We start from the raw sequence: 21,386 nt of genomic DNA, 5'->3' as shown, positions 1-21,386 counted from the left end.
TCGCTACAGATCCGATCCAGACCGCGTTGCGCACGGCGCGCTACGCGGTAAGGGCCGCTTTCATTTGTTCGAGACGGGCCTTGACCGAACTGTCGAGCACCTCGTCACCCACCACCACGCGAATGCCGCCGATCAGGGACGGGTCCTGCTGCACAGCGAGATTGAGCTTGCGTCCAAAGCGCTTTTGCAGCGCTGCGCCGACCTCGGACAATGCGGCACTGTCCATCGGGAAGGCGCTGTACACCACGGCATCCGAAAAGCCGTTGCGCCGATTCAGCAGCGCCCGAAACTGCTGCGCCACTTGCGTCAGCACGTTGATGCGTCCGTTGGCGATGACCGTGCGCAGGAAGTTTCCGGCCATCTCGGGCAGCGCCGCGCGGGCCGCATCTTTGAGCACCTGCGTGAACAAGGCAAACACCTGGTCTGCCGTCACCTTGGGGTTGCCGGCCAGTTGGCGCAGTTCAGGGCGATCGGCAATCGCCGCCAGTTCGTCCAACCAGGCAGCGGCGCTGACCGGATCGACGCCGGCACCCGTGGTGGCTTTGAACAAGGCCTCGGCGTAAGGACGGGCAATGGTGGCGAGTTCGGCCATTGGTGCCCCCTTACAGCTCGGTCTGCAGGCGGCGCAGCAACCCGGCATGGACGCCGGCATCGACCTCCTTGCGCAGAATCTGCTCAGCGCCCTTGACGGCCAACACGGCCACCTGCGCACGCAACGCTTCGCGCGCCTGCACCATCTGCTGCTCGGCCTCGGCGCGGGCTGCGGCCACCAGCTTGTTGCCCTCTTCGGTGGCGCGGGCCTTGGCTTCTTCGATGATGGCCTGGGCGCGGCGCTCGGCGTCGGCGAGCCGGGCGGCGGTCTCATTGCGCGCCTGTGACAGTTCCTTTTCGACGCGCTGGTTGGCAGCGCTCAACTCGGACTTGGCACGGTCGGCAGCAGCCAAGCCATCGGCGATTTTCTGGGCGCGCTCATCCAGCGCCTTCGCGATCGGCGGCCACACGAATTGCATCGTGAACCACACCAGGATCAGGAAGACGATGGCCTGAACGAACAGGGTCGCATTGATACTCACGGCAACACCTTTCTGTCAGTGTGTCAGTGGCGTTGGACAGCCATTACTTGGGCATGTTGGCCAAGAGCGTGGAAACGAAGGGGTTGGCGAACGCGAACATCAAGGCAATGGCCACACCGATCAGGAACGCGGCGTCGATCAGACCCGCCAGGATGAACATCTTGGTTTGCAGTTCGTTGATCAGTTCGGGTTGGCGTGCCGACGATTCGAGGAACTTGCCCCCCATCAGCCCGATGCCGATGGAAGCGCCGATGGCGCCCAGACCAACGATCAGACCACAGGCCAGAGCGACAAAACCGAGAATGATTTCCATGATGACTCCTGAGTGAAAGAAAAAAGTGAAAGGGGAAAATTAGTGCGCGTTGTGCGCCTGACCGAGGTAGATCAGTGCCAGCATCATGAAAATGAAGGCTTGCAGCGTGATCACCAAAATGTGGAACAGCGTCCAGAGGGTGCCAGCAATGACATGCCCCACAGGCAGCAGCACACCCGACAGCGACAGTGCCGCTGCACCACCCATCAGGGCGATCAGCATGAACACCAGTTCGCCGGCGTACATGTTGCCGAACAACCGCATGCCATGCGAGACGGTGTTGGCCACATATTCGATCACTTGCATCAGCAGGTTCACCAAGCCCAGGATCAGGGCGAAGAGCGGATTCTTGCTGGTGCCGAAGGGGGCGGACACCAGTTCATGCGCCCAGCCGCCGGCGCCCTTGATCTTGAGACTGTACCAAAAGCGCAAACCGAGCACGGCCAACGCCAGGCCCATCGTGGTCGACAGGTCGGCCGTCGGCACGACCCGCAGCGGCTCATGGCTGTCTTGCCGGATTTGGCCCCAGATGCTGGGCAACAAGTCCACCGGGACCATGTCCATGGCGTTCATCAAAAAAACCCAGACAAACACCACCAAGCCCAACGGGGCGATGAACTTGCGGCTTTCGGCGTTGTGGATATTGGCCTTGGCCTGGTTGTCGACCATTTCGACCAGTATTTCGACGGCGGCCTGCAAGCGCCCCGGAACACCGCAACTGGCCTTGCGCGCTGCGGTCCAGAGGATCAGCAGCGTCAGGCCGCCGAGCAGCAAGGCCAGGACCATGGAGTCGTAGTTGACGACCGAGAAGTCGACGATCTTGGTCTGCGGTACGTTTTGCAGATGCTGCAGGTGGTGAACGATGTATTCACTTGCAGTCGGAGCATGCGCTGATGCGGCCATCGGACAACTCTTTCCTGTATCAGACTGAAACGGTTTTTCGGACACCGGGCCACACCCACAGGGCCACCCAGTACATTTTCATCGCGCTCGCCATACCCACCAGCAGCGCCACCCAACTCAGGCCCGGCACCCACTGCGCCGCCGCAGCCAGCAACGCCAGCGTCAGCATGATCTTGGCCAGTTCCCAACCCACGAACCCCAGCAGCACCGCCCGCGGATCGACGCCTGCCTTGGGGCGCAGCACCGCGCGGGCAAACAACGCGGCCGGGAGCACCACGGCCAGCGCACCGCAGGCGGCAGACCAGCCCGCAACGGCACGGCCCGTCAACCCCCAGGCCAGCAGGGCCACCAGCATTCCGACCATGGCCTGGCCCGCCAGCAAGCGCCACACGGACAGGGGCGCTTGGTGCTCGCGCGCCCCCCGACGGTGCTCGCGCCACTCCTGCGCCTGTTGGGCCGTCAGCGGCTCGAAGTCGGATTCCTCAGCCTCGGTCGCCTCATCAGGCGCGATGGTTTTCATCGTTGAAGGCACCCGGGTTACGGGCTGCAACTCTCACAAAGCCCGCGATTATAAGTAAAACCCCGTGCGCCTCGGCAAAAAATGCGCACCCTGCCCGAACCCGTCCGAACCCGGTGCGCGGGCCGGCTTGGGCTTGGCCGTTTTCAGCCTCCGGCATGCAGTGCTGCATGGCGATCCGGCGCAGCACTGGGGTTGCACTGTGGCAAAGTGCAAAGCCCCGCCAGTCATCGAAGCCGACGAAACCGACGCACTTTGCACCATGAGCTCCGCTACCCCGCCGCCCGCAAACCACCATGGCCTGGACCCACAGGCGACCGATCCACGCCAGGACTCGCTGATCGAATACCCCTGCCGGTTCCCGATCAAGGTCATGGGGGTCAAGGCAGACGGCTTGGTGCATGCCGTCACCACATTGGCCCGCCGCTTCGACCCGGGCTTTGACGCGGCCACGATCGAGTTGCGCGACAGCCGCGCCGGCCATTACCTTGGCATCACCATCACCATCACGGCGACCAGCCGCGCACAGCTCGATGGGCTGTACCGCGCGCTGTCATCGCATCCGATGGTGAAAATCGTGCTCTGATGTCCATGGTCGTCCGCACGCTCGGCCGCGTGGACTACCTGGCCACGGTGCAGGCCATGCAGGACTACACCGCCCGGCGCGGCCCGCAAGACCCGGACCTGCTCTGGCTGTGCGAGCATGACCGGCTCTACACCCAGGGCCTTGCCGGCCAGGACCGGCATGTCCTGGCCCCCGGTGACATTCCGGTGCTCCAGAGCAACCGTGGCGGACAGGTCACCTTCCATGGTCCTGGCCAGGTGGTGGCGTATCCGTTGATCGATTTGCGGCGTGCCGGGTACTACGTCAAGGAATATGTCTACCGCATCGAGGAGGCGGTGATCCGCTGCTTGGCGCAGTGGGGCGTCACCGGCCACCGTGTCGCCGGCGCGCCGGGCATTTACGTTCGTCCGGATGATCCGGGCGGCCATGCACTGCTGCCGCTGCGCCCGCCAAAAAGCCCGGGCACCCCGGCCCCTGCGCCCGACTTCCAGGGCCTGGGCAAGATCGCGGCCCTGGGCGTCAAAGTGAGCCGGCATTGCAGCTACCACGGAGTAGCGCTCAATGTGGCGATGGACCTGGAGCCTTTTGCGCGCATCAACCCTTGCGGTTACGCCGGACTGCGCACGGTGGATCTTTCTACAATCGGAGTCCGGCTCCGCTGGGACGAAGCCGCGCAGTTGCTGGGCCGGCAGCTTTGCATCTGGCTGGCGCCCTGAACCCCTCTGACCACACCCTGCACGCCATGAACCACCCTGAAGTCGCCTGCGAAGCGCCATCCCCCCTCGTGTCGCGTCACGGATCAGATGTCGTAGGCTGCGCGCAGCCATCGGAGCGCAGCGCAAGGCGCATCGCGCAGCCCATACCGAGCGTATTGGCAAGCGATGCAACGCCGCGATGCGCTTCGATGGCCAGCGCAGACCGACAGATGATCGGTGACGCGACACTAGCCTACGACCCGCGGGCCAAGCAAAAGGCTGCGGCCAAACTGGCGCGCATACCGATCAAGGTGGAGCCGGGCGAGCGGCTGAAAAAGCCCGACTGGATTCGCGTCAAAGCCGCCAGCCCCGGCACGCGCTTTGACGACATCAAGCGCATCCTGCGCGAGCACCGGCTGCACACCGTGTGCGAAGAGGCTTCCTGCCCGAATATCGGCGAGTGCTTTGGCAAGGGCACGGCCACTTTCATGATCATGGGCGACAAGTGCACGCGCCGCTGCCCGTTCTGCGACGTGGGCCATGGCCGCCCGGACCCGCTCGACCAGGACGAGCCGATGAACCTTGCCCGGACGGTTGCCGCGCTGGCACTCGAATATGTGGTGATCACCAGCGTCGACCGCGACGACCTGCGCGACGGCGGCAGCGGCCATTTCGTGGACTGCATCCAAAGCATCCGCAAACTCTCGCCGCAGACCAGGATCGAGATCCTGGTGCCCGACTTTCGCGGGCGCGATGACCGCGCACTGGCGATCTTGCAGGCCGCCCCGCCCGATGTGATGAACCACAACCTGGAAACCGCGCCCCGTCTGTACCCGCAGGCCCGGCCAGGCTCGGACTACCGGTTCAGCCTGAACCTGCTGAAAAAATTCAAGGCCCTGCACCCGACGGTGCCGACCAAGAGCGGCATCATGGTGGGGTTGGGCGAGACCGACGAAGAAATCCTGCAGGTGATGCGCGACATGCGCGCGCATGGCATCGAGATGCTGACCATCGGCCAGTACCTGGCCCCCAGCAGCAGCCACCTGCCGGTGCGCCGCTATGTGCACCCCGACGACTTCAGGATGTTCGAGCAAGAGGCCTACCGGATGGGCTTCAGCCACGCCGCCGTCGGCGCCATGGTGCGCAGCAGCTACCACGCAGACCGGCAGGCACAGGCGGCTGGCCTGCATGTCAATGCCCCGAAGTAAATGAGAAAGCCTCGAAGTCGCTGAGAAAAATAGCGAAGTGATGCGAAAAAATCAGCTTCTTCGATCATTGGCGGATGCCCTGAAGACCCGCAGGTTCAACCGCCGCGCGGACATGGAGCAGACCTTGCTGCGTTACGTGGCCCGGTACAACCACCCACTTGCGCAGTCAGCGCTGGGCAGCAAGACGCCTATGCAGGCCATGAAGTTCTGCGCACGCGCCGCAGGAGCCGCTGGAGCTTTGCGATGCTCGCTGGACGCGCAGATCACCTGACGAGTGATTGCGCGCAATTGGCGGCCGGACAGAACGATCACTTCCATACAGTCATGCCAAGGCCTCGATGACGGCCTGCGGGTTCCGCTCGATCACATTGAGCAACACCAGCGCCGGACCGTGCGGGGTACGGTCGCCGCGCTCCCAATGCCGCAGGGTTGCCGTGGAAAAGCCAAAGCGGGCGGCGAACTGTTCTTGAGTCATGCCTACCTTGGCGCGCACGGCCTTCACGTCGATGGCGCGCGGACGATGTACGCGCACGCCGCGCTCATCACCCCTGGCATGGGCTATGGCCTCTTGCAGGCCCTGTTTGATGCTCTCGAATGCGGTGCTCATGATGTCTTTCCTCTCCAGATTTCGACCAACACATCAACCAAGTCGGCTAGTGTCGCGTCACCGATCAGATGTCGTAGGCTGCGCGCAGCCATCGGAGCGCAGCGCAAGGCGCATCGCGCAGCCCATACCGAGCTGTATTGGCAAGCGATGCAACGCCGCGATGCGCTTCGATGGCCAGCGCAGACCGACAGATGATCGGTGACGCGACACTAGGTCGTTGCGCTCGGCCTTGGTCAGGTTGGCCTTGTCGCCCTTGGCAAACAGCGTCAGCAGATACAACGGCATGAGGTCATCGTGATGGTAGTAGATGACACGCACCCCGCCACTCTTGCCTTGGCCGCCACGCCGCCAGCGCAGCTTGCGCACCCCGCTCGTACCCTCCATGACATCTCCGGCCTTGGGATGCTCGGCCAGGTAGTCGATCAAGTCTTGGCGCTCTTCCGTGCAGGGCTTCATTCATGAACTACTGTGATCCATTGGATTGGTTTCACCAAAGACAGAAAGGACGGCCTTTCGGCCTACCCTGCTTCACAAGGCGCGCAAGAACGGTAGCTGGGGTGCATGCGCCACGTCATGCGGCAAATTGGCGGCCGGACAGAACGATCACTTTGCATGGATATCGCAGCGCGCCCAGGCATCACGCCGTGCGATCTTCTGCGCCCCGGTCTCAGACAGCAGACGACCGATCAGACGTTGAAGAGGAAGTTGAGCACGTCGCCGTCCTTGACCCGGTAGTCCTTGCCTTCGGCGCGCATCTTGCCCGCGTCCCTGGCGCCTTGCTCGCCCTGGCAGGCAATGAAGTCGTCGAAGGCAATGGTCTGGGCGCGGATGAAGCCGCGCTCGAAGTCGCCGTGGATCACGCCGGCGGCCTGGGGTGCGGTGGCGCCGATGGGGATGGTCCAGGCGCGCACTTCCTTCACGCCGGCGGTGAAGTAAGTCTGCAAGCCCAGCAGTTTGAAGGCGCCACGGATCAGCCGGGCCAGGCCCGGCTCGCTCTGGCCCATCTCGGCCAGAAACAGTTGGCGGTCGGCATCGCTCATTTCGGCCATCTCGGCTTCCATCTTCGCGCAGATGGCCACCACCGGGGCGTTCTGGCTGGCGGCGTATTCGTTCAGGCGCTCCAGGAAGGGGTTGTTCCGGAAACCGTCTTCGCCGACGTTGGCCACGAACATCGTGGGCTTGGCCGTGATCAGGCACAGTGGCTTGAGCAAGGGCTGCTCTTCCTTGGCAAGGTCCACCGAGCGCGCCGGCAAGCCTTGGTTCAGCGCCGTCCGTATGCGCGTGAGCAATGCCACCAGCCGGGCGGCATCCTTGTCGTTGCCTGACTTGGCGGCTTTGGTGTGGCGGTTGAGCGCCTTTTCCACGGTGGCCATGTCGGCCAGGCACAGCTCGGTCTGTATGACTTCGATGTCCGAGATCGGATCGACGCGGCCTGCCACATGGATCACGTTGTCGTCTTCAAAGCAGCGCACCACATTGACGATGGCGTCGGTCTCGCGGATATGGGCCAGGAATTGGTTGCCCAGACCTTCGCCCTGGCTGGCCCCGGCCACCAGGCCGGCGATGTCGACGAACTCGACGATGGCCGGGACGATGCGCTCGGGCGCAACGATCGCGGCCAGTTGCCCAAGGCGCGGATCAGGCAGTTCGACCACGCCCACATTGGGCTCGATGGTGCAAAAGGGGTAGTTTTCGGCGGCGATGCCAGCCCGGGTCAGCGCGTTGAAAAGGGTGGACTTGCCGACGTTGGGCAGGCCCACGATGCCGCATTGGAGGCTCATGGCGGGGCTTTCTCGGATTCGGGAGACGGGCCGCAGATTCTACGGGGCCGTCCGGGCCTCGATTGGCGGGCCTCGGTCTGGCCGCCCTTGCAGCGCGTCGGCAGTTTCAGTCGAAGCGCCAATCGGCCGCCACGCGCTGCCCGACACGCAGCATCTGCCCCGCGCCCTGGCGCACGATGGCGTTCATGCCGAAACTGATGGCGCCGGCCAAGCGCCGGTCCTGACGGTAACTGCGCAGCATGTCGCCCACCGACGGGCTGATCCGTGCCGTGGCCGGGTCGATATCAGGGATGGCGCAACGGGCGCAGGGTTTGACCGGCTGCAAGCGCAACTCGTCCCGGGCGCCGCCGTCTACCCGCAGCATGTCCATCCGGTCTTCGTCGTGCGCGGCCATGCCCGCCAGCACGAGGTTCGGCCGGAAACGCTCGATGCCCACGGCGGCGTGGCCGGCGGCCAGCAGCCGGCCATTGAATTCCTCCACCGATGCCTCGCCGAGCAGCAGCAGCGGGAAACCATCGCTGAACTGGTTCGGAGCCTCCCAGCCGTCCGTCCATTGCATGCTCGACAAACGCCGGTGCTCGGGGTCGAACCGGACCAGCCGACAAGGCTGGCCCAGAAAATCGCTGAACCACTGCGCCGCCACAGCCCCCATATCCCATGCCGGCACCCGGTCTTGCCACAGGGTCACGGTCGCGGGGGCCTCGACGGCGTCGAGCGCCACATGCAAGGCCAGCATGCCGGGAGCGCGCAGCACCATGTCGTCGCTCCTGAGCTGCGGCCGAATCAGCGCCATGCGGGGCAGGTCGCGCTGGGTCACGAACATGCCGTGGGCGTCGACCACCATCCAGGCGCGGTCCAGATCCAGCCCGGTTTCCGTCAACAAGGCTTGCTGCACAGCGATGCCGGCGCAGGATTTGACGGGATACACGAACAGGCGCGCAATGTGGCCGGACAGATGGCCATCGGGGTTGAAACTCACGCCGTGGACTCCTGAAAAATGGGGTGGAAATTTGCAGCGCCATTGTGCCCCGGGCCTCGAGGGTGCGCACCCTCCTACAATGCCCTTCATGGCCCCTTCATTTGATGTCTGCATCCGCGGCGCCGGCATTGTCGGTCAAACCCTGGCACTGTTGCTGGCGCGCGAGCGGCTGAAAGTGGCGCTGGTATCCGCCCCGGGCCCCCAAGCCGCAGTGGCCGATGTCAGGGCCTATGCATTGAACCGGGCGTCACGCCAGTTGCTCGAATCCCTGCGCAGTTGGCCCGAGGCACAGCAGGCCACGGCCGTCAGGCGCATGCAGATCCTGGGCGACCGGGACGGCGTGGTCCGCTTCGACGCGGCCAGCCAGGGCGTGGATGCACTGGCGTGGATCGTCGATGTGCCGGCCCTGCAAGCCCGCCTGGCGCAGGCCCTGCGCTTTCAGCCCGAGGTGGAACTGCTCGATGCGGCAGCGCCGGCTGCACTGACCGTGGTGTGCGAAGGCCGGCACAGCAGCACCCGGGCGGAGTTTGGCGTGGACTTCCATGCCACCCCCTATGCCCAACAGGCAATCGCCACCCGTCTGCACTGTGAACGGCCCCACGAACAAATCGCACACCAGTGGTTTTTGCCCGATGGCATCGTGGCGTTCCTGCCTTTGGAGGGAGCGCACGGCAACTCGGTGGCCGTCGTCTGGTCCGTCGCGCCAGAGCAGGCGGCACGGCTGCTGGCCTTGTCCCCGCAAGCCTTCGCGCAAGAGCTGCAGACGGCCAGCCAGGGCGCGCTGGGGACCTTGACATTGTGCGCGCAGCGCGCTGTCTGGCCGTTGCAGTTGGCGCACGCAGAGCGCTGGTGCGCAGCGGTGCCGGCAGATGGCAAAAATCCCCATGACCGGGGCGGCGGGGGCAGTTGGGTTTTGGCAGGCGATGCCGCCCACAATGTGCACCCTCTGACCGGGCAGGGGCTGAATCTGGGGCTGGCCGATGCACAGGCCCTGGCCCATGTATTGCGCCAGCGCGATTACTGGCGCACTGTTGCCGACCTGCGGCTGCTGCGGCGCTACGAGCGCGAGCGCAAGGCAGCCCTGTTGGCCGTGGGTCTGGTCACGGACGGGTTGCAGCAGCTTTTTTCGCGCCAGCAAGGCCCCTGGCAGGCATTGCGCAATTGGGGGATGAAGGGCTTCGAGCACAGCGGCCCGTTGAAGAAATTCGTGGCCCGCCAGGCGATGGGGATGTACTGAAAAGCACTTGGCTGCACGCAGTGCACGAGCAAGGACCGCACCTTGGGGTGCCGATGCGCCGACCGCACCCTGGCGCGGTCGGCGCCAATGATTGAACCAAAACACCATGAAACTGACCACCGCCTTGCTGACCACCGCCGCTGCCATCACCCTGGCCCTGAGCCTGAGCGCCAACGCGCAGGAAGCGCAAATCCGCCAAGCGCTTGCCGAGCGCTTTCCGAAGTTGGAGAAGATCGATGAAGTGCGGGCCACCCCGTTGGTCGGGCTGTACGAGGTGCGCATCGGCACCGACCTGTACTACACCGACGCCAAGGGCGACTATGTGCTTCATGGCAATCTGATCGATGCCAAGTCGCGGCGCAATCTGACACAAGAGCGCGTCAACAAACTGCTGGCGGTGGATTTTTCCACCCTGCCGCTCAAGGATGCGGTGACCATCGTGCGCGGCGACGGCAGACGCCGGTTAGCGATTTTCGAAGACCCCAATTGCGGCTACTGCAAGCTCTTGGAACGCAGCCTGCAGCAGGTGAACGACATCACCGTGTACCTTTTCCTGTACCCGATCCTGAACGACGATTCGACGCAGAAGTCGCGCAACATCTGGTGCGCCAAGGACAAGGCCGGCGCCTGGCAAGACCAGATGCTGCGCAACAAACCCGCCGCTGCGGCCGATTGCGACACCAGTGCCTTGCAGCGCAACCTGGCATTCGGGGCAAAGCACAAAATCACCGGCACGCCCACGATGATCTTCGCCAATGGCAGCCGCGTGCCGGGAGCGCTTGACGCACAGGAAGTGGAAAAGCGCCTGGCCGAGGCGGCCGGCGGCAAATCCCCAAGCACCCCCTGAGCCTGGTGCTGCTGCCAGCGCCCATACCCCTATGTCATCACCGAGCAAAGCCCAAGCCGCAGATGTCCACTACCGCATCGCGCCGGCCGACCTGCACGCCCATCTGTTTACCGTCGCGCTGACAGTGGCCCGCCCCGCGGCGGGGCAGGAACTGTCGTTGCCGGTGTGGATACCGGGCAGTTACCTGATCCGCGAGTTCTCCAGGAACTTGCAGGCGCTCAAGGCCAGACAGGGCCGGCATGAGGTCGCGCTGACCCAGTTGGACAAGCACCGCTGGCAGATCGACTGCACCCCCGGCAGTCCGCTGGAACTGACCTATGCCGTGTGCGCCTACGACCGCTCGGTGCGCAGCGCATGGCTGGATGCAGACCGCGGTTTCTTCAACGGCAGCAGCCTGTGCCTTCGGGTGCACGGTCAGGAAAAGCAGCGCCATACATTGGACATCGCCGGCACCTCCGCCACCGCACAATGGTCGGTGGCCACGGCGCTCGAAGCCATTGCCACCGACCCCCGGGGCTTTGGCCGGTACGCGGCCGCAGACTATGACGAACTGATCGACTGCCCGGTGGAGTTGGGCATCTTCTGGGTCGGTCGTTTCAAAGCCTGCGGCATACCCCATCAGATGCTGGTGTCAGGTGCGACACCGGCTTTTGACGGCCAGCGGCTGCTGGCCGACACGCGCAAGATTTGCGAAACCGCCATCCGCTTCTGGCATGGTCCACGAGGCGCCGCACCGCACCGGCGCTATCTGTTCATGCTCCATGCCGTGGCCGAAGGTTACGGGGGGTTGGAGCACCGCAATTGCAGCGCGCTGACCTGTGGCCGGGCTGACCTGCCGCGCCGGCAAGAAAGCCGGGCCAGCGAAGGCTACACCACGCTGCTGAGGCTGATCAGCCACGAGTACTTCCATACATGGAACGTCAAACGCCTGCGCCCGGCCGAATTCGCCAGCTACGACTACAGCCGGGAGAACTACACCGAGCTGCTGTGGTTCTTCGAGGGCTTTACCAGCTATTACGACGACTTGCTGCTGCGCCGGGCCGGGCTGATCGACGACGCCACCTACCTCAGACTGCTCGGCAAGGCCATCAACCAACTGCTGCAAACCCCGGGGCGGACATTGCAAACCGTCGCCCAGGCCAGCTTTGACGCCTGGGTGAAGTATTACCGCCAGGACGAGAACACCGCCAACGCCACGGTCAGTTACTACACCAAGGGCGCGTTGGTGGCCCTGTGTCTGGACCTCACGCTGCGCCGCGAAGGCCGGACCACGCTCGACGAGGTGATGCGCGCGCTGTGGGCGCGCAGCGCCGGCGGCCCGATCACGCAAGCCGACCTGTGCGCGCTGCTGCACACCCTTGCCGGGCGCCCGTTCGACGAAGAACTGGCGCAATGGGTGCACAGCACCGCCGAACTGCCCCTGGCCGATCTGCTGGCCGCCCATGGCGTCAGCCTGAAGGCCGAACCCCCGCAGTGGGCCCAGCGACTGGGCCTGCGCGTGACGGAAAACCATGGCCTGCACATCAAGTCGGTGCTGCGTGGTGGCGCGGCGGAAAAGGCGGGCCTGGCTGCCGGGGACGAATGGCTGGGCGTGCAAGTGCAGGGCCAGGGATGGCGTATCCGCCAACTCGATGAGATGGCGCTCTACCTGGGCAGCGGCACTGCGCTGACGGCACTGGTGGCGCGGGACGGGCGCTTGCTGCAACTGCCTTTGGAACTACCGCGCCAGCCGAACCGCCGGGCTGCCGCGCCGGATACGGTCAGCCTGTCCGCGACCGACACGGTGGCGCTGGGGCGCTGGATGGGGTGAGGCACCCCCGTGCCGCATGGCCTGCACCATCCCCCGATGTCGCCTGTGGCCCTGGTGTGTGGATCGTGACCGTTGCCAAGGCCGGCTTGGGTATATTTCCTCGGCTGTCGCCACCACCCGTCACCACCCACAAAGCAACCCAGGAGATTTCATGGCTTACGAAACCATCGCGGTCCGCGTCGAGGCGGACCAAGTCGGCGTCATTACGCTCGATCGCCCCAAACAACTCAATGCGCTGAACGACCTGTTGATGAACGAACTGGGCGCGGCGCTGAAAGCCTGGGATGCAGACGAAAAAATAGGCTGCATGATCATCACCGGCAGCGAAAAAGCCTTTGCCGCCGGCGCCGACATCGGCGCGATGGCCAAGTACAGCTTTGCCGACGCCTACAAGGGCGACTACATCACCCGCAACTGGGAAACCATCCGCGCCATCCGCAAACCCGTGATTGCCGCCGTCAGCGGTTTTGCACTGGGCGGCGGCTGTGAACTGGCGATGATGTGCGACTTCATCATTGCGGCGGACAACGCCCGGTTTGGCCAGCCCGAGATCAAGCTCGGCGTGATTCCCGGCGCCGGGGGAACCCAGCGCCTGCCCCGCGCCGTGGGCAAGTCCAAGGCCATGGACATGGCATTGACCGGCCGCATGATAGACGCCGCCGAAGCCGAGCGCATCGGCCTGGTCAGCCGCGTCGTGGCTTACGGGCAACTGATGGACGAAGCGCTGGGCGCAGCGCTAGGCATCGCCGGCTTGTCCCGGATTGCCGTGATGGCTGCCAAGGAATCGGTCAATCGCGCCTTCGAAGGCACATTGTCCGATGGCCTGATGTTTGAGCGCCGCCTGTTCCACGCGCTGTTCGCAACCCACGACCAGAAGGAGGGAATGGACGCCTTCGTGAACAAACGGCCAGCGCACTTCACGCACCAGTAAATCCTGTTCTATACTGTCGCCCGACGGTGGTATAGCTCAGTTGGTTAGAGCGCAGCATTCATAATGCTGATGTCGGTGGTTCAAGTCCACCTACCACCACCATCCCAAAACCAACCCTTGCCGGTTGGTTTTTTTCTTCCTCTTTCCCCATAGCCCCCTGTCCCCCTGCGTTGGCGCGGGTTTCGCCCATGGCGCGACGGGCGCCGCTGGCCAAGGCGGCCACGCATTGGGGCGTGGGGCGCTTGGGGGGGCGCTCTCCCGTTCCCTGTGCCGCCCATTGCCTGTTTCTGCAAAGGACGGCTGTCGCACAGCCCCCGGCAATGACGCGGGTTTTCGGCCCTCGTTCGTTGCAGAACATGCCCCACGCAGACGACCCGGGCAGGACTGGCCGCCAAGGTTGCTGCTTGCCTGCAACATCCCCGCCGTTGCTTTCCGCATCCCAAACCGTGCACACCCCCTGACCGGAGATGTTGCACGGGCGCGGGAAAAATTTTGGCAACAATTTCATACCACAAGACACATTTGGATATACTGCGCTGGCCCGAGGGAGTTGCCACCGTTCCTGCCGCATCGATCCCCCGGCAGACATTGCCCAAGGCCAGCCAACAAGACATCATGAATGGGTCGGTTTGTGAATCAAGCTGTGCGCCAAGCCGGCAGACCCGTCCTGCCAGCGACCACAACGCGCCCCCAGTGACGGGTCAGCGCAGCCCCGCGCAGCCAGCCTGGCCAGCCCTGCGCGTTTTGGCCGCCCAGGTCTTGGGCCGGCTCCAAACCACCACCATCATCACCGCCCTGCTGCTGCTACCGGTCCTGTCACTGCCCTGCGCCGCCCTGGGAGCCACCGACCCGATCGGCTCGGGCCTGGCCTGGCTGCAAAGCCAAATCCTGAGCGACGGCCAACTCAGCCGCGCCTCGGCGCTGGTGGCGCCGACCCAAGCCCGTTGCGAAACCGCTAAAACCCTGCTGCGCCTGTCAGGCAGCAGCCCCGCCGTGGTGACACTGACAAGCACCTTGCCGTCCGATGCCTCCACCAGCACCCAAGCGCTGGTCTGCCAGAGCCACTTGCACAGGCTGCTCGGCTCGATTGCCAACGCGGGCCTGGCCGAGCGCAGCGTTGCCGGCGGCGGCTACAGCGCCTACCCGGGTCAGACCGGGACAGACGGGGGCGCCAGCTTGCTCGACACCGGATGGGCATTGCATAGCCAATGGCAAAGCCTGACACCCGCCGAACTGGCCGACACCATCGCCTGGCTGCGCACACGGCAACACCCCGATGGCAGCTTCGCGCAAGGCCCGGGCGCCGAGTTGATGACCACGGCCAGCATCTTGCTGGGGCTCAAAGACGCCGCCACCGGTTCAGCCAACGCCGCAACCATCGCCACACGAGCGGCCAGCTACCTGCTGGCCCAACGCGAGCCGAGCGGCCGCTGGGCCTCGGACCTGGCCATGACGGCCCTGGTCTTCGAGGCCGTGCAGCCCTACACCGGCAGCGACCCGGCCATCGCGGCATCGGTGCACGGCTACCTTGCCGGCGCGCAAAACCCGGACGGCTCCTGGGCCGGCGATCCCTACGTGACCGCGCTCGCGCTGCGCGCACTGCACGCGGCCGGCCAAACCCCGCTGAACCCGACACAAGCGGGCATCAGGCTCCAATTCGTCGATGCCCGCACAGGCATCGCCATCCCCGGGGTGACCCTGAGCGGCACCGGCCCCAGTGCCATCGATGCAAGCACTGACCGCAGCGGACAGATCAGCATCCAGGGCCTGTATCCTGGCGCCTACCAACTGCAAGCCAGCGCCACGGGCTACAGCACCGTCTCCCTGAGTCTGACCCTGGTGGCGGGCCAGGTCAGCGATGCGGGCAGCATACAGATGCTGGTGCGCCCGGACACCCGCAGCGCCACGGTCAGCGGCATTGCCAGGGCGCAAGACGGCAACGCCCCGCTGGCGGGCGTCACCGTGGTGCTCCAAGGCCAGAACCTGAGCGCGATCACGGCGGCAGATGGCAGCTACCTGATTGCCAATGTGGCGCCCGGCACATTGCGCCTGACGGCCAGCAAGGCGGGCTATCTGGACGCGAGCGGCAGCGCCACGGTGCAGGCGGGCCAGGTGGCCCACTTTTCCCCATTGCTGATTGCTGCGCCGGTCGATCCGGACCATCCCGGCCATCCGGGCCGGCGCATCGAATGCAGCGTGCAGGGCCGCATCCTCGGGGCGGCCAGCGAACAACCGCTGGCGGGGGTGCAAGTGACGATCACGGGCGGCCACAGCGCCATGACCGACGCCAATGGGCGCTACAGGATCAGCGGCCTGACCAGCGGGGCGGTCACCATCAGCGCCAGCCTGGCCGGACACGACCTGGCACAAGCGCGCACGCATATCCTGTGCAGCGACCTGCGCTCGACGGCGCTGGACTACTCGCCCCGGCTCTACGCCAGCCGCCAGACGCCGGCCCATGCCAACAGCGCCACACTTGGCGGCATCGTCATGGATGCGGGCACCAACCGGCCCATCGCAGGGGCCGCGCTGATTCTCAGGCCCGAGCAAGGCGCTGCATTGGCGCTGCAAACCGGCGCCGATGGCCGGTTCAGCCAAGCGGGCCTGGACGGGGCCAGCGTCCAACTGGACGTGGCGGCGAGCGGCTACCAAAGCGCCAGCCTGCACTATGCGCTCGGGCCGATGCAAAACCTGGATGTGGGGCAGATCAGATTGCGCCCGCCCCAGGTGGAGCAGCTGCTGCCGGACCTGGCCATCCAGGCGGTCCGGCGCGCCACGGCAGTCACCGACCCGCAAAGCCTGCGGCTGAGCGGCACCATCGCGCTGCAACTGGCCAACGTCGGCAAACACAGCGCCCCCGGCAATGTGGCGCTGCTGGCGTTCAGCGATGTCAACGCCAATGGCCGGTTCGACGCGGCCGATGACACCGTGCTGGGCACGGCAACCCTGCCCACGGCGCTGGCGCCGAACCAGAGCGTCGGCTTGGAGTTGGAGGTGGCCGGACAACTGCCCTTCAGGGATGCGCCGATCCATGTGCTGCTCGATGCCAATGCGCAACTGGCCGAAGCCAGCAAAAGCAACAACACGCGCAGCACGGCTCAGGACGAAATCGTCATTCCCGTGCGCAGCCGATTCGCACTGAAGAAGGCCTACCGCTGGCCGGGCAGCGTGATGATGTCTCCGGTGGTCGGCCGTATCCACGACACCAACGGCGACGGTCGCATCGACCAGCGCGATACCCCGCGCATCGTGTTCACCAACTACAGCGGCAGCTACTTCAGTGCATCGACCCTTCACGCCATCGACGGCGCGACGGGCCAGGAGGTGTTGACCGTACCGACCTCCCTGTTTGGCGGGGTGGTTTCCCAAACCGGCTTGGCACTGGCCGATCTGGACGGCGACGGGCAGCCGGAGATCATTGGCATCAAGCACTCCGGCGGCATCATCGTGCTGTCCGCGACGGGCCAGATCCGATGGCAGGTGCCGGGGGCCATACCGATTCCGGTGTCGGTCGCCGACATCGACGCTGACGGCCACCCCGAGGTCTTGCTGGGCAACGAGGTCTACTCCCATACCGGCGCGCTCAAATCGACGCTGGCAGGCTGCCATCATGAAAGTGGCGCCTATGCGATCGATCTCGATCCCGGCCGCGCAGGCCAGCAAATCCTGTGCGGCACGGCGGCCTACGACAGCGATGGCACCTTGCTGTGGCCCGGCGTGTTGCCGGGCAGGTCGGTGTTCACGACGGCCATCGCGAATTTCAACGGCGACCCGCATCCGGAAATCGTCGTGGTCCACGCCGGCAACGTCTGGCTGATGGACCATCGAGGCCAAGCCCTGTGGGGCCCGGTAGCGCTGGCCAGCGGCGCAGGTGGCGCGCCCACGGTGGCAGACTTCGACGGCGATGGCGTGCCCGACATCGGTGTCGCCGGCGCTTCCCATTACTCGGTATTCCGGGCCGACGGCTCGCTGCTGTGGCGCACCCGGATTTATGACGCATCGGCCAATACCGGCTCCACCGCCTTTGACTTCGACGGGGATGGCCGGGTCGAGGTCATCTACCGCGACCAAGGCACGCTGCGGATATTCGACGGCGCCACCGGACAGGTGCTGTTGCACACCGACAGCAGTTCCTCGACGGGCGCGGAATATCCCCTGGTGGCCGATGTCGACGGCGACGGCCATGCCGATCTGGTGGTGCCCGGTGATGCCGGCGCCCAAGGCGGGATCGTCGTCTATCGGGATGTCGACAATGCCTGGGTGGCCACCCGCAGCGTCTGGAACCAGTACGACTACAGCATCACCAATATCAACGACGACCTGAGCGTTGCGCGCCAGCCGGTCGCCAGTTGGCAGGCGCAAAACACTTTCCGCTTGAACCGCCGCACCGACGGCGACCCGCGCGCCGTGGCCGATCTGACCGCAGGCTTCGTGCGCGTGACCGACCCCGGGGCTGATTCGGGCGCCGCGCTGATCACGGTGCGCCTGGGCAATGCCGGCTCTTACAAAGTCCCGGCAGGCACTGCGGTGCTGATCTACGACGCAGACCCGGCCCTGGGCCGGCCTGCCGTGGTCGGGCGGGCCACGATCGGGCGGGAACTGGCGAGCAACGAGTACCTGGACCTGGACATCACCCCGACGCGGGCATTGCACCAGATCAGCCCCGGGCACAGCGTGTGGATCGTGGCCGACGATGACGGCAGCGGCCACGGCAGCTTTGCCGACTTCGATCGCAGCAACAACACGGTGCGCGCCCCGCTGGACGCCCTGGCGCGCCGGCTCGATATTGCGGTGGCCCCGGACAAGCCGGTCTACCGCGAAGCCGAGCAGGCGCAGTTCACGGCCACCGTGAGCAACCGCGGCAGCTTTGCCCGCGACGCCCAGTTGCGCTGGAGCGTGCTCGATGCCGGCGGGCAGATCGTGGCCCGGCTGCCGCTGGCCGCCAGCGTGCACCTGCCCGTGGCCGGCACGGCGCAGGTGCGGGCGTCCTGGCCTGCGGCAGGCACCCTCGCCGGCGTTCTTGCCGGCCCCTACCAGATCGAGGCCGAACTCATCGACCCCCAAGGCCAGGCCTACGCCAGCGCGCTGGCGCCCTGGGCGGTCGACTCCAGCCAAGCCCGGCAGATCTTTGCGCGCATCAGCACCGACCGCAGCAGCTACAGCGCCGCCGAGCGTGTGCAGATCAGCAGCCAGATCGGCAACCTGACCAGCAACACCATGCTGTCGGACCTGTTGGCCGTCACCGAACTGCTCGATGCCGGCGGGCAAGTGGTGCGCCAGTATGCGCAAAATCTGCCCCAACTGCCCCCCGCAGCCCGGCGTCAATATGACTACACGCTGCCCGCATCGGGCTTGGCCGCCGGCAGCTACAGCGCGCGCCTGCGGGTCAGTGCAGCGGCCAATGCAGCCGCGCCGCTGGCCGAGCACAGCACCGGCTTGCGCGTGCTGGACAGCAGCCAAAGCGGCGTAGGCATCACCGGCCAACTCCAGGCCCGGCCCGCCAGCGCCGCGCCCGGCCAGAGCGTCACGCTGAGCCTGGCCCTGCGCAATGCCGGCAATGCCGCGCTGCACCACAGCACCGTGCGCGTGCGTGTGCTCGACCCCGCCAGCGGCCAGGTGCTCGGCAGCTTTGCCCGGACGGACTTTGCCTTGGCCCGGGGGGCCAGCCAGAGTCTGTCCTGGGAGTGGGTCGCCACCAATGGCGCGGCCGCCGCCGGCAGCACCGCGCTGGCCGCAGCCACCATCGAACTGCGCCCAGGCCAGGAAATCCCCCTGTCCCAAACCCCGATCGCGTTGACCGCGCCGGCCTTGCAACCGCTGACCGGCACCGTCAGCGCCAGCCCGCGCAGCGTGCCCGGCGGCACGGCGGTGCAACTGCTGTACGCGGCGCACAACCCCAACCCCGGGCCGGTGCCGGCCAGCCTCACGCTGAGCATCCGGCCCACCGACGGCACCGATACCGGCGCTGTCGCCCAATGGCCGATGGAGCACCACTTTGGCGCCCATACCGGCTTGACCGGCAACCAAAGCTGGACGCCGGACGGCCCGATCGGCAGCAGCTACACAGTCACCTGGTCGGCCGCCACGGCAGCCAGCGGCTCGCCGGTCGGCACCGTGCTGGCCAGCGACACCTTCACCGTCAGCGCCGCCCCTGCTGCGGCCGCGCCCGTCAGCGTGCAAGCGCGCGCAGGCAGCTTGCCGCGCCTGCTGATGCTGCTCAGTTGCAGCCCCTCGGCCGATGACAACCTGGCCCCAAGCCCGGCCTGCGACGAATTCAAGGCCCAGGCCGTGCGCGGGTACTTCGCGCAACGGGGCATCGAGGCCAGCGTCGTCACCTCCCGTGCCGAGTTCGTCACTGCCATGCGCTGCGGCAACTACGGCATCTTTGCCATCAGCGGCGGCACGCACAAACTCACCGACACCAGCGTCAAGGAGCTGCGCGAGGCCATCGAGCGCGGCGCCGGGCTTTGGCTCGACGGCGCGCCCCATGCCCGCGACCGCATCCTGCACCAAGTGGCGGGCATCGAGCGGCAAAGCATCCTCGATAGCGACGCCCCGGTGGCCAGTTTCGTGGGCGATCTGTTCCCCCCGGGGGGCATCAACACCATTGGCAAGCCGGCGCTCATCGCGCTGCACGGCGGCACTGTCCAGGCCCGGTTCGGCACGGCCCCGGCGATCGTCAGCCGCAGCGTGGGCCAAGGCCGCAGCCTGGCTTTTGCGTTGAACCTGGCCACGATGCTGGGCCAGCCCCAGGCCAGCGCCGATGCCCTGCTGGCCGACCTGGTGCAGCGCAGCCTGGCCTACCTGAGCCCGCGCGCGCCCAATTCCGGCGTTCCCGGTGCGCCGCAATCCCTGGTCACCGACATCCGCAACGACGGCCCCCGGCCCGCCAGTGTCAGCGTGCAAGCGCTCTTGCCGGCAGGCGTCGACCTGCTGGGCCAGCATCCCGCCAGCGACCCGCCCCGTTCCATGCCCGGCGGCGGCACCCGGATCGATTGGCGCCTGACCCTGCCGCCCGGCCAGGTGGTCAGCCTCGTCGTGCAGGTCGGCAGCCACAGCCCCGGCCAGTACGACATCCCGCTGCAAGTGCAGGCCGACGCCAGTAACCAGTCCCTCACGCACCGTCTGCATATCGCCACGCCGGCCGCGCTGGCCCTCGATGCCACCCAGGCCCTGGCCCTGCTGCAAGCGCCGGCCTCGACCGGGGCCGCTGCCGTCCACGCGGCCCGCAGCGCCGCCGCCAGGGCCAGCGACCTGATGGCCCTGGCGCGCTACGCCGATAGCCGCTTCGCCTGGCTCGAAGCGGCCGATGCCGTGCGCAGCATCCCCGAGCCGGACAGCAGCGCCACCGCCGCTGCCCGCCAGGCCATCGCCGTGGCCCTGCAGGCCGCACAGCGCCAGTTGTGCCGCCAATGGGCCTGCCTCAGCGGTGCGTTGGGTTTTACCGTGAACGGGCAACGCTCCCATGCGGTGCCCCTTGCGGGGCATGTCGAGGGCAGCCGCACCGTGTACAACCAGTGTCCGCAGCCGTTCGAGGGCATCGCCGTGACCTCGCAGTGGATCGACCGGCGCACCGGCGTTGGCGTGCAATACCTGTCGGACACGCTGAGCCTGGCCGGCGACAGCCAGCACCGGCGCGCCAATGTCTGGCAGGCCGATGGCTGGCACAGCGACATCATCGATGTCATCCTGACGGCCCAATGGCCCACGGCCGATGAGTTGCTGTTCCTCGACCGCAGCGCCTTGCAGATCGCCGCGCGCCCTCCCGGCCCCGGGCGGCCCAAGCCAAAGCCGCAGTTATGCCTGCGTTCCGGGCCTGCGCAGCCCGGTGCGACGCAGCCCCACTGCCAGGGGCCAGGGCCGGCCCCGGCCCCTGCGGCCCCTGCGGCGCCCGGCCGGACAGCTTCCCCGGATTGATCC

General features: G+C 66.3%; 17 protein-coding genes, 1 tRNA gene and 1 pseudogene. 10 read left to right on the top strand and 9 right to left on the bottom strand.

Going from position 1 to position 21,386, the window contains the following annotated elements; translation table 11 throughout:
- Positions 1-40: 40 nt before the first annotated feature.
- From VEIS_RS02320 to VEIS_RS02300, 5 genes are read right to left on the bottom strand one after another with little or no spacing between them, the layout of a single operon-like run.
- Entirely contained in the window at positions 41-592 is a 552-nt protein-coding gene (locus VEIS_RS02320; protein ID WP_011808278.1) for a F0F1 ATP synthase subunit delta, read from the bottom strand.
- A 10-nt stretch (positions 593-602) separates the two neighbouring features.
- A complete protein-coding gene (locus tag VEIS_RS02315; protein WP_011808277.1) occupies positions 603-1,073 on the bottom strand; it encodes a F0F1 ATP synthase subunit B in 471 nt (156 codons plus the stop codon).
- A gap of 43 nt (positions 1,074-1,116) precedes the next feature.
- Positions 1,117-1,386, bottom strand: a complete 270-nt coding sequence (gene atpE / locus VEIS_RS02310) for a F0F1 ATP synthase subunit C (RefSeq protein ID WP_011808276.1) — start codon at positions 1,384-1,386, stop codon at positions 1,117-1,119.
- Between the two features lie 39 nt (positions 1,387-1,425).
- Entirely contained in the window at positions 1,426-2,289 is an 864-nt protein-coding gene (gene atpB, locus VEIS_RS02305; protein ID WP_011808275.1) for a F0F1 ATP synthase subunit A, read from the bottom strand.
- A gap of 19 nt (positions 2,290-2,308) precedes the next feature.
- On the bottom strand, positions 2,309-2,809 hold the full coding sequence (locus VEIS_RS02300) for an ATP synthase subunit I (RefSeq protein ID WP_011808274.1): 501 nt from the start codon (positions 2,807-2,809) through the stop codon (positions 2,309-2,311).
- Positions 2,810-3,068: 259 nt separating this feature from the next.
- Here VEIS_RS02300 and VEIS_RS02295 point away from each other — a divergent pair, with 259 nt between their 5' ends.
- The 4 genes and pseudogenes from VEIS_RS02295 to VEIS_RS02280 form a co-directional block, all read left to right on the top strand.
- Complete coding sequence (locus VEIS_RS02295; RefSeq protein ID WP_049774021.1) at positions 3,069-3,392, top strand: YbeD family protein; 324 nt, start codon at positions 3,069-3,071, stop codon at positions 3,390-3,392.
- Positions 3,392-4,087 (top strand): lipoyl(octanoyl) transferase LipB, encoded by a 696-nt coding sequence (gene lipB, locus VEIS_RS02290; RefSeq protein ID WP_011808272.1) that lies wholly within the window; start codon positions 3,392-3,394, stop codon positions 4,085-4,087. Before VEIS_RS02295 ends, lipB begins: the two co-directional genes overlap by 1 nt.
- A 188-nt stretch (positions 4,088-4,275) precedes the next feature.
- Entirely contained in the window at positions 4,276-5,274 is a 999-nt protein-coding gene (gene lipA / locus VEIS_RS02285; RefSeq protein WP_011808271.1) for a lipoyl synthase, read from the top strand.
- A 67-nt stretch (positions 5,275-5,341) separates the two neighbouring features.
- Positions 5,342-5,479, top strand: a pseudogene (locus tag VEIS_RS02280) (IS481 family transposase); the annotation flags it as partial.
- 117 nt (positions 5,480-5,596) lie between these two features.
- On the opposite strand, the gene VEIS_RS02275 reads toward VEIS_RS02280, so the two are convergent.
- The 4 genes from VEIS_RS02275 to VEIS_RS02260 all read right to left on the bottom strand — a co-directional run bounded on the left by VEIS_RS02275 (position 5,597) and on the right by VEIS_RS02260 (position 8,641).
- A complete protein-coding gene (locus tag VEIS_RS02275) occupies positions 5,597-5,881 on the bottom strand; it encodes a helix-turn-helix domain-containing protein (RefSeq protein ID WP_011804387.1) in 285 nt (94 codons plus the stop codon).
- A 57-nt stretch (positions 5,882-5,938) separates the two neighbouring features.
- Entirely contained in the window at positions 5,939-6,337 is a 399-nt protein-coding gene (locus VEIS_RS30150; RefSeq protein ID WP_011808269.1) for a type II toxin-antitoxin system RelE/ParE family toxin, read from the bottom strand.
- Positions 6,338-6,567: 230 nt separating this feature from the next.
- Positions 6,568-7,662, bottom strand: coding sequence for a redox-regulated ATPase YchF (gene ychF, locus VEIS_RS02265; RefSeq protein ID WP_011808268.1), 1,095 nt, complete (start codon positions 7,660-7,662; stop codon positions 6,568-6,570).
- A gap of 106 nt (positions 7,663-7,768) precedes the next feature.
- Entirely contained in the window at positions 7,769-8,641 is an 873-nt protein-coding gene (locus VEIS_RS02260; RefSeq protein WP_011808267.1) for an MOSC domain-containing protein, read from the bottom strand.
- 88 nt (positions 8,642-8,729) lie between these two features.
- Between VEIS_RS02260 and VEIS_RS02255 the strand changes: the two genes are divergently transcribed.
- The 6 genes from VEIS_RS02255 (at position 8,730) to VEIS_RS24610 (ending at position 21,383) form a co-directional block, all read left to right on the top strand.
- On the top strand, positions 8,730-9,878 hold the full coding sequence (locus VEIS_RS02255) for an FAD-dependent monooxygenase (protein WP_011808266.1): 1,149 nt from the start codon (positions 8,730-8,732) through the stop codon (positions 9,876-9,878).
- 106 nt (positions 9,879-9,984) lie between these two features.
- Complete coding sequence (locus VEIS_RS02250) at positions 9,985-10,725, top strand: DsbC family protein (RefSeq protein WP_011808265.1); 741 nt, start codon at positions 9,985-9,987, stop codon at positions 10,723-10,725.
- Positions 10,726-10,756: 31 nt separating this feature from the next.
- Positions 10,757-12,535 carry a M61 family metallopeptidase gene (locus VEIS_RS02245; protein ID WP_011808264.1) on the top strand — a complete coding sequence of 593 codons (1,779 nt, stop codon included), beginning with the start codon at positions 10,757-10,759 and terminating at the stop codon, positions 12,533-12,535.
- A gap of 151 nt (positions 12,536-12,686) precedes the next feature.
- Positions 12,687-13,466, top strand: a complete 780-nt coding sequence (locus tag VEIS_RS02240) for an enoyl-CoA hydratase (protein ID WP_011808263.1) — start codon at positions 12,687-12,689, stop codon at positions 13,464-13,466.
- A gap of 25 nt (positions 13,467-13,491) precedes the next feature.
- Positions 13,492-13,568: transfer RNA gene (locus VEIS_RS02235), tRNA-Met, on the top strand.
- A gap of 591 nt (positions 13,569-14,159) precedes the next feature.
- A complete protein-coding gene (locus VEIS_RS24610) occupies positions 14,160-21,383 on the top strand; it encodes a carboxypeptidase regulatory-like domain-containing protein (protein ID WP_198137945.1) in 7,224 nt (2,407 codons plus the stop codon).
- Positions 21,384-21,386: the final 3 nt, after the last annotated feature.

Source organism: Verminephrobacter eiseniae EF01-2 (assembly GCF_000015565.1).
GTDB lineage: Bacteria > Pseudomonadota > Gammaproteobacteria > Burkholderiales > Burkholderiaceae_C > Acidovorax > Acidovorax eiseniae.
Note: the sequence above shows the minus strand (reverse complement) of the source record. Positions and strands in the feature narration are given on the sequence as shown.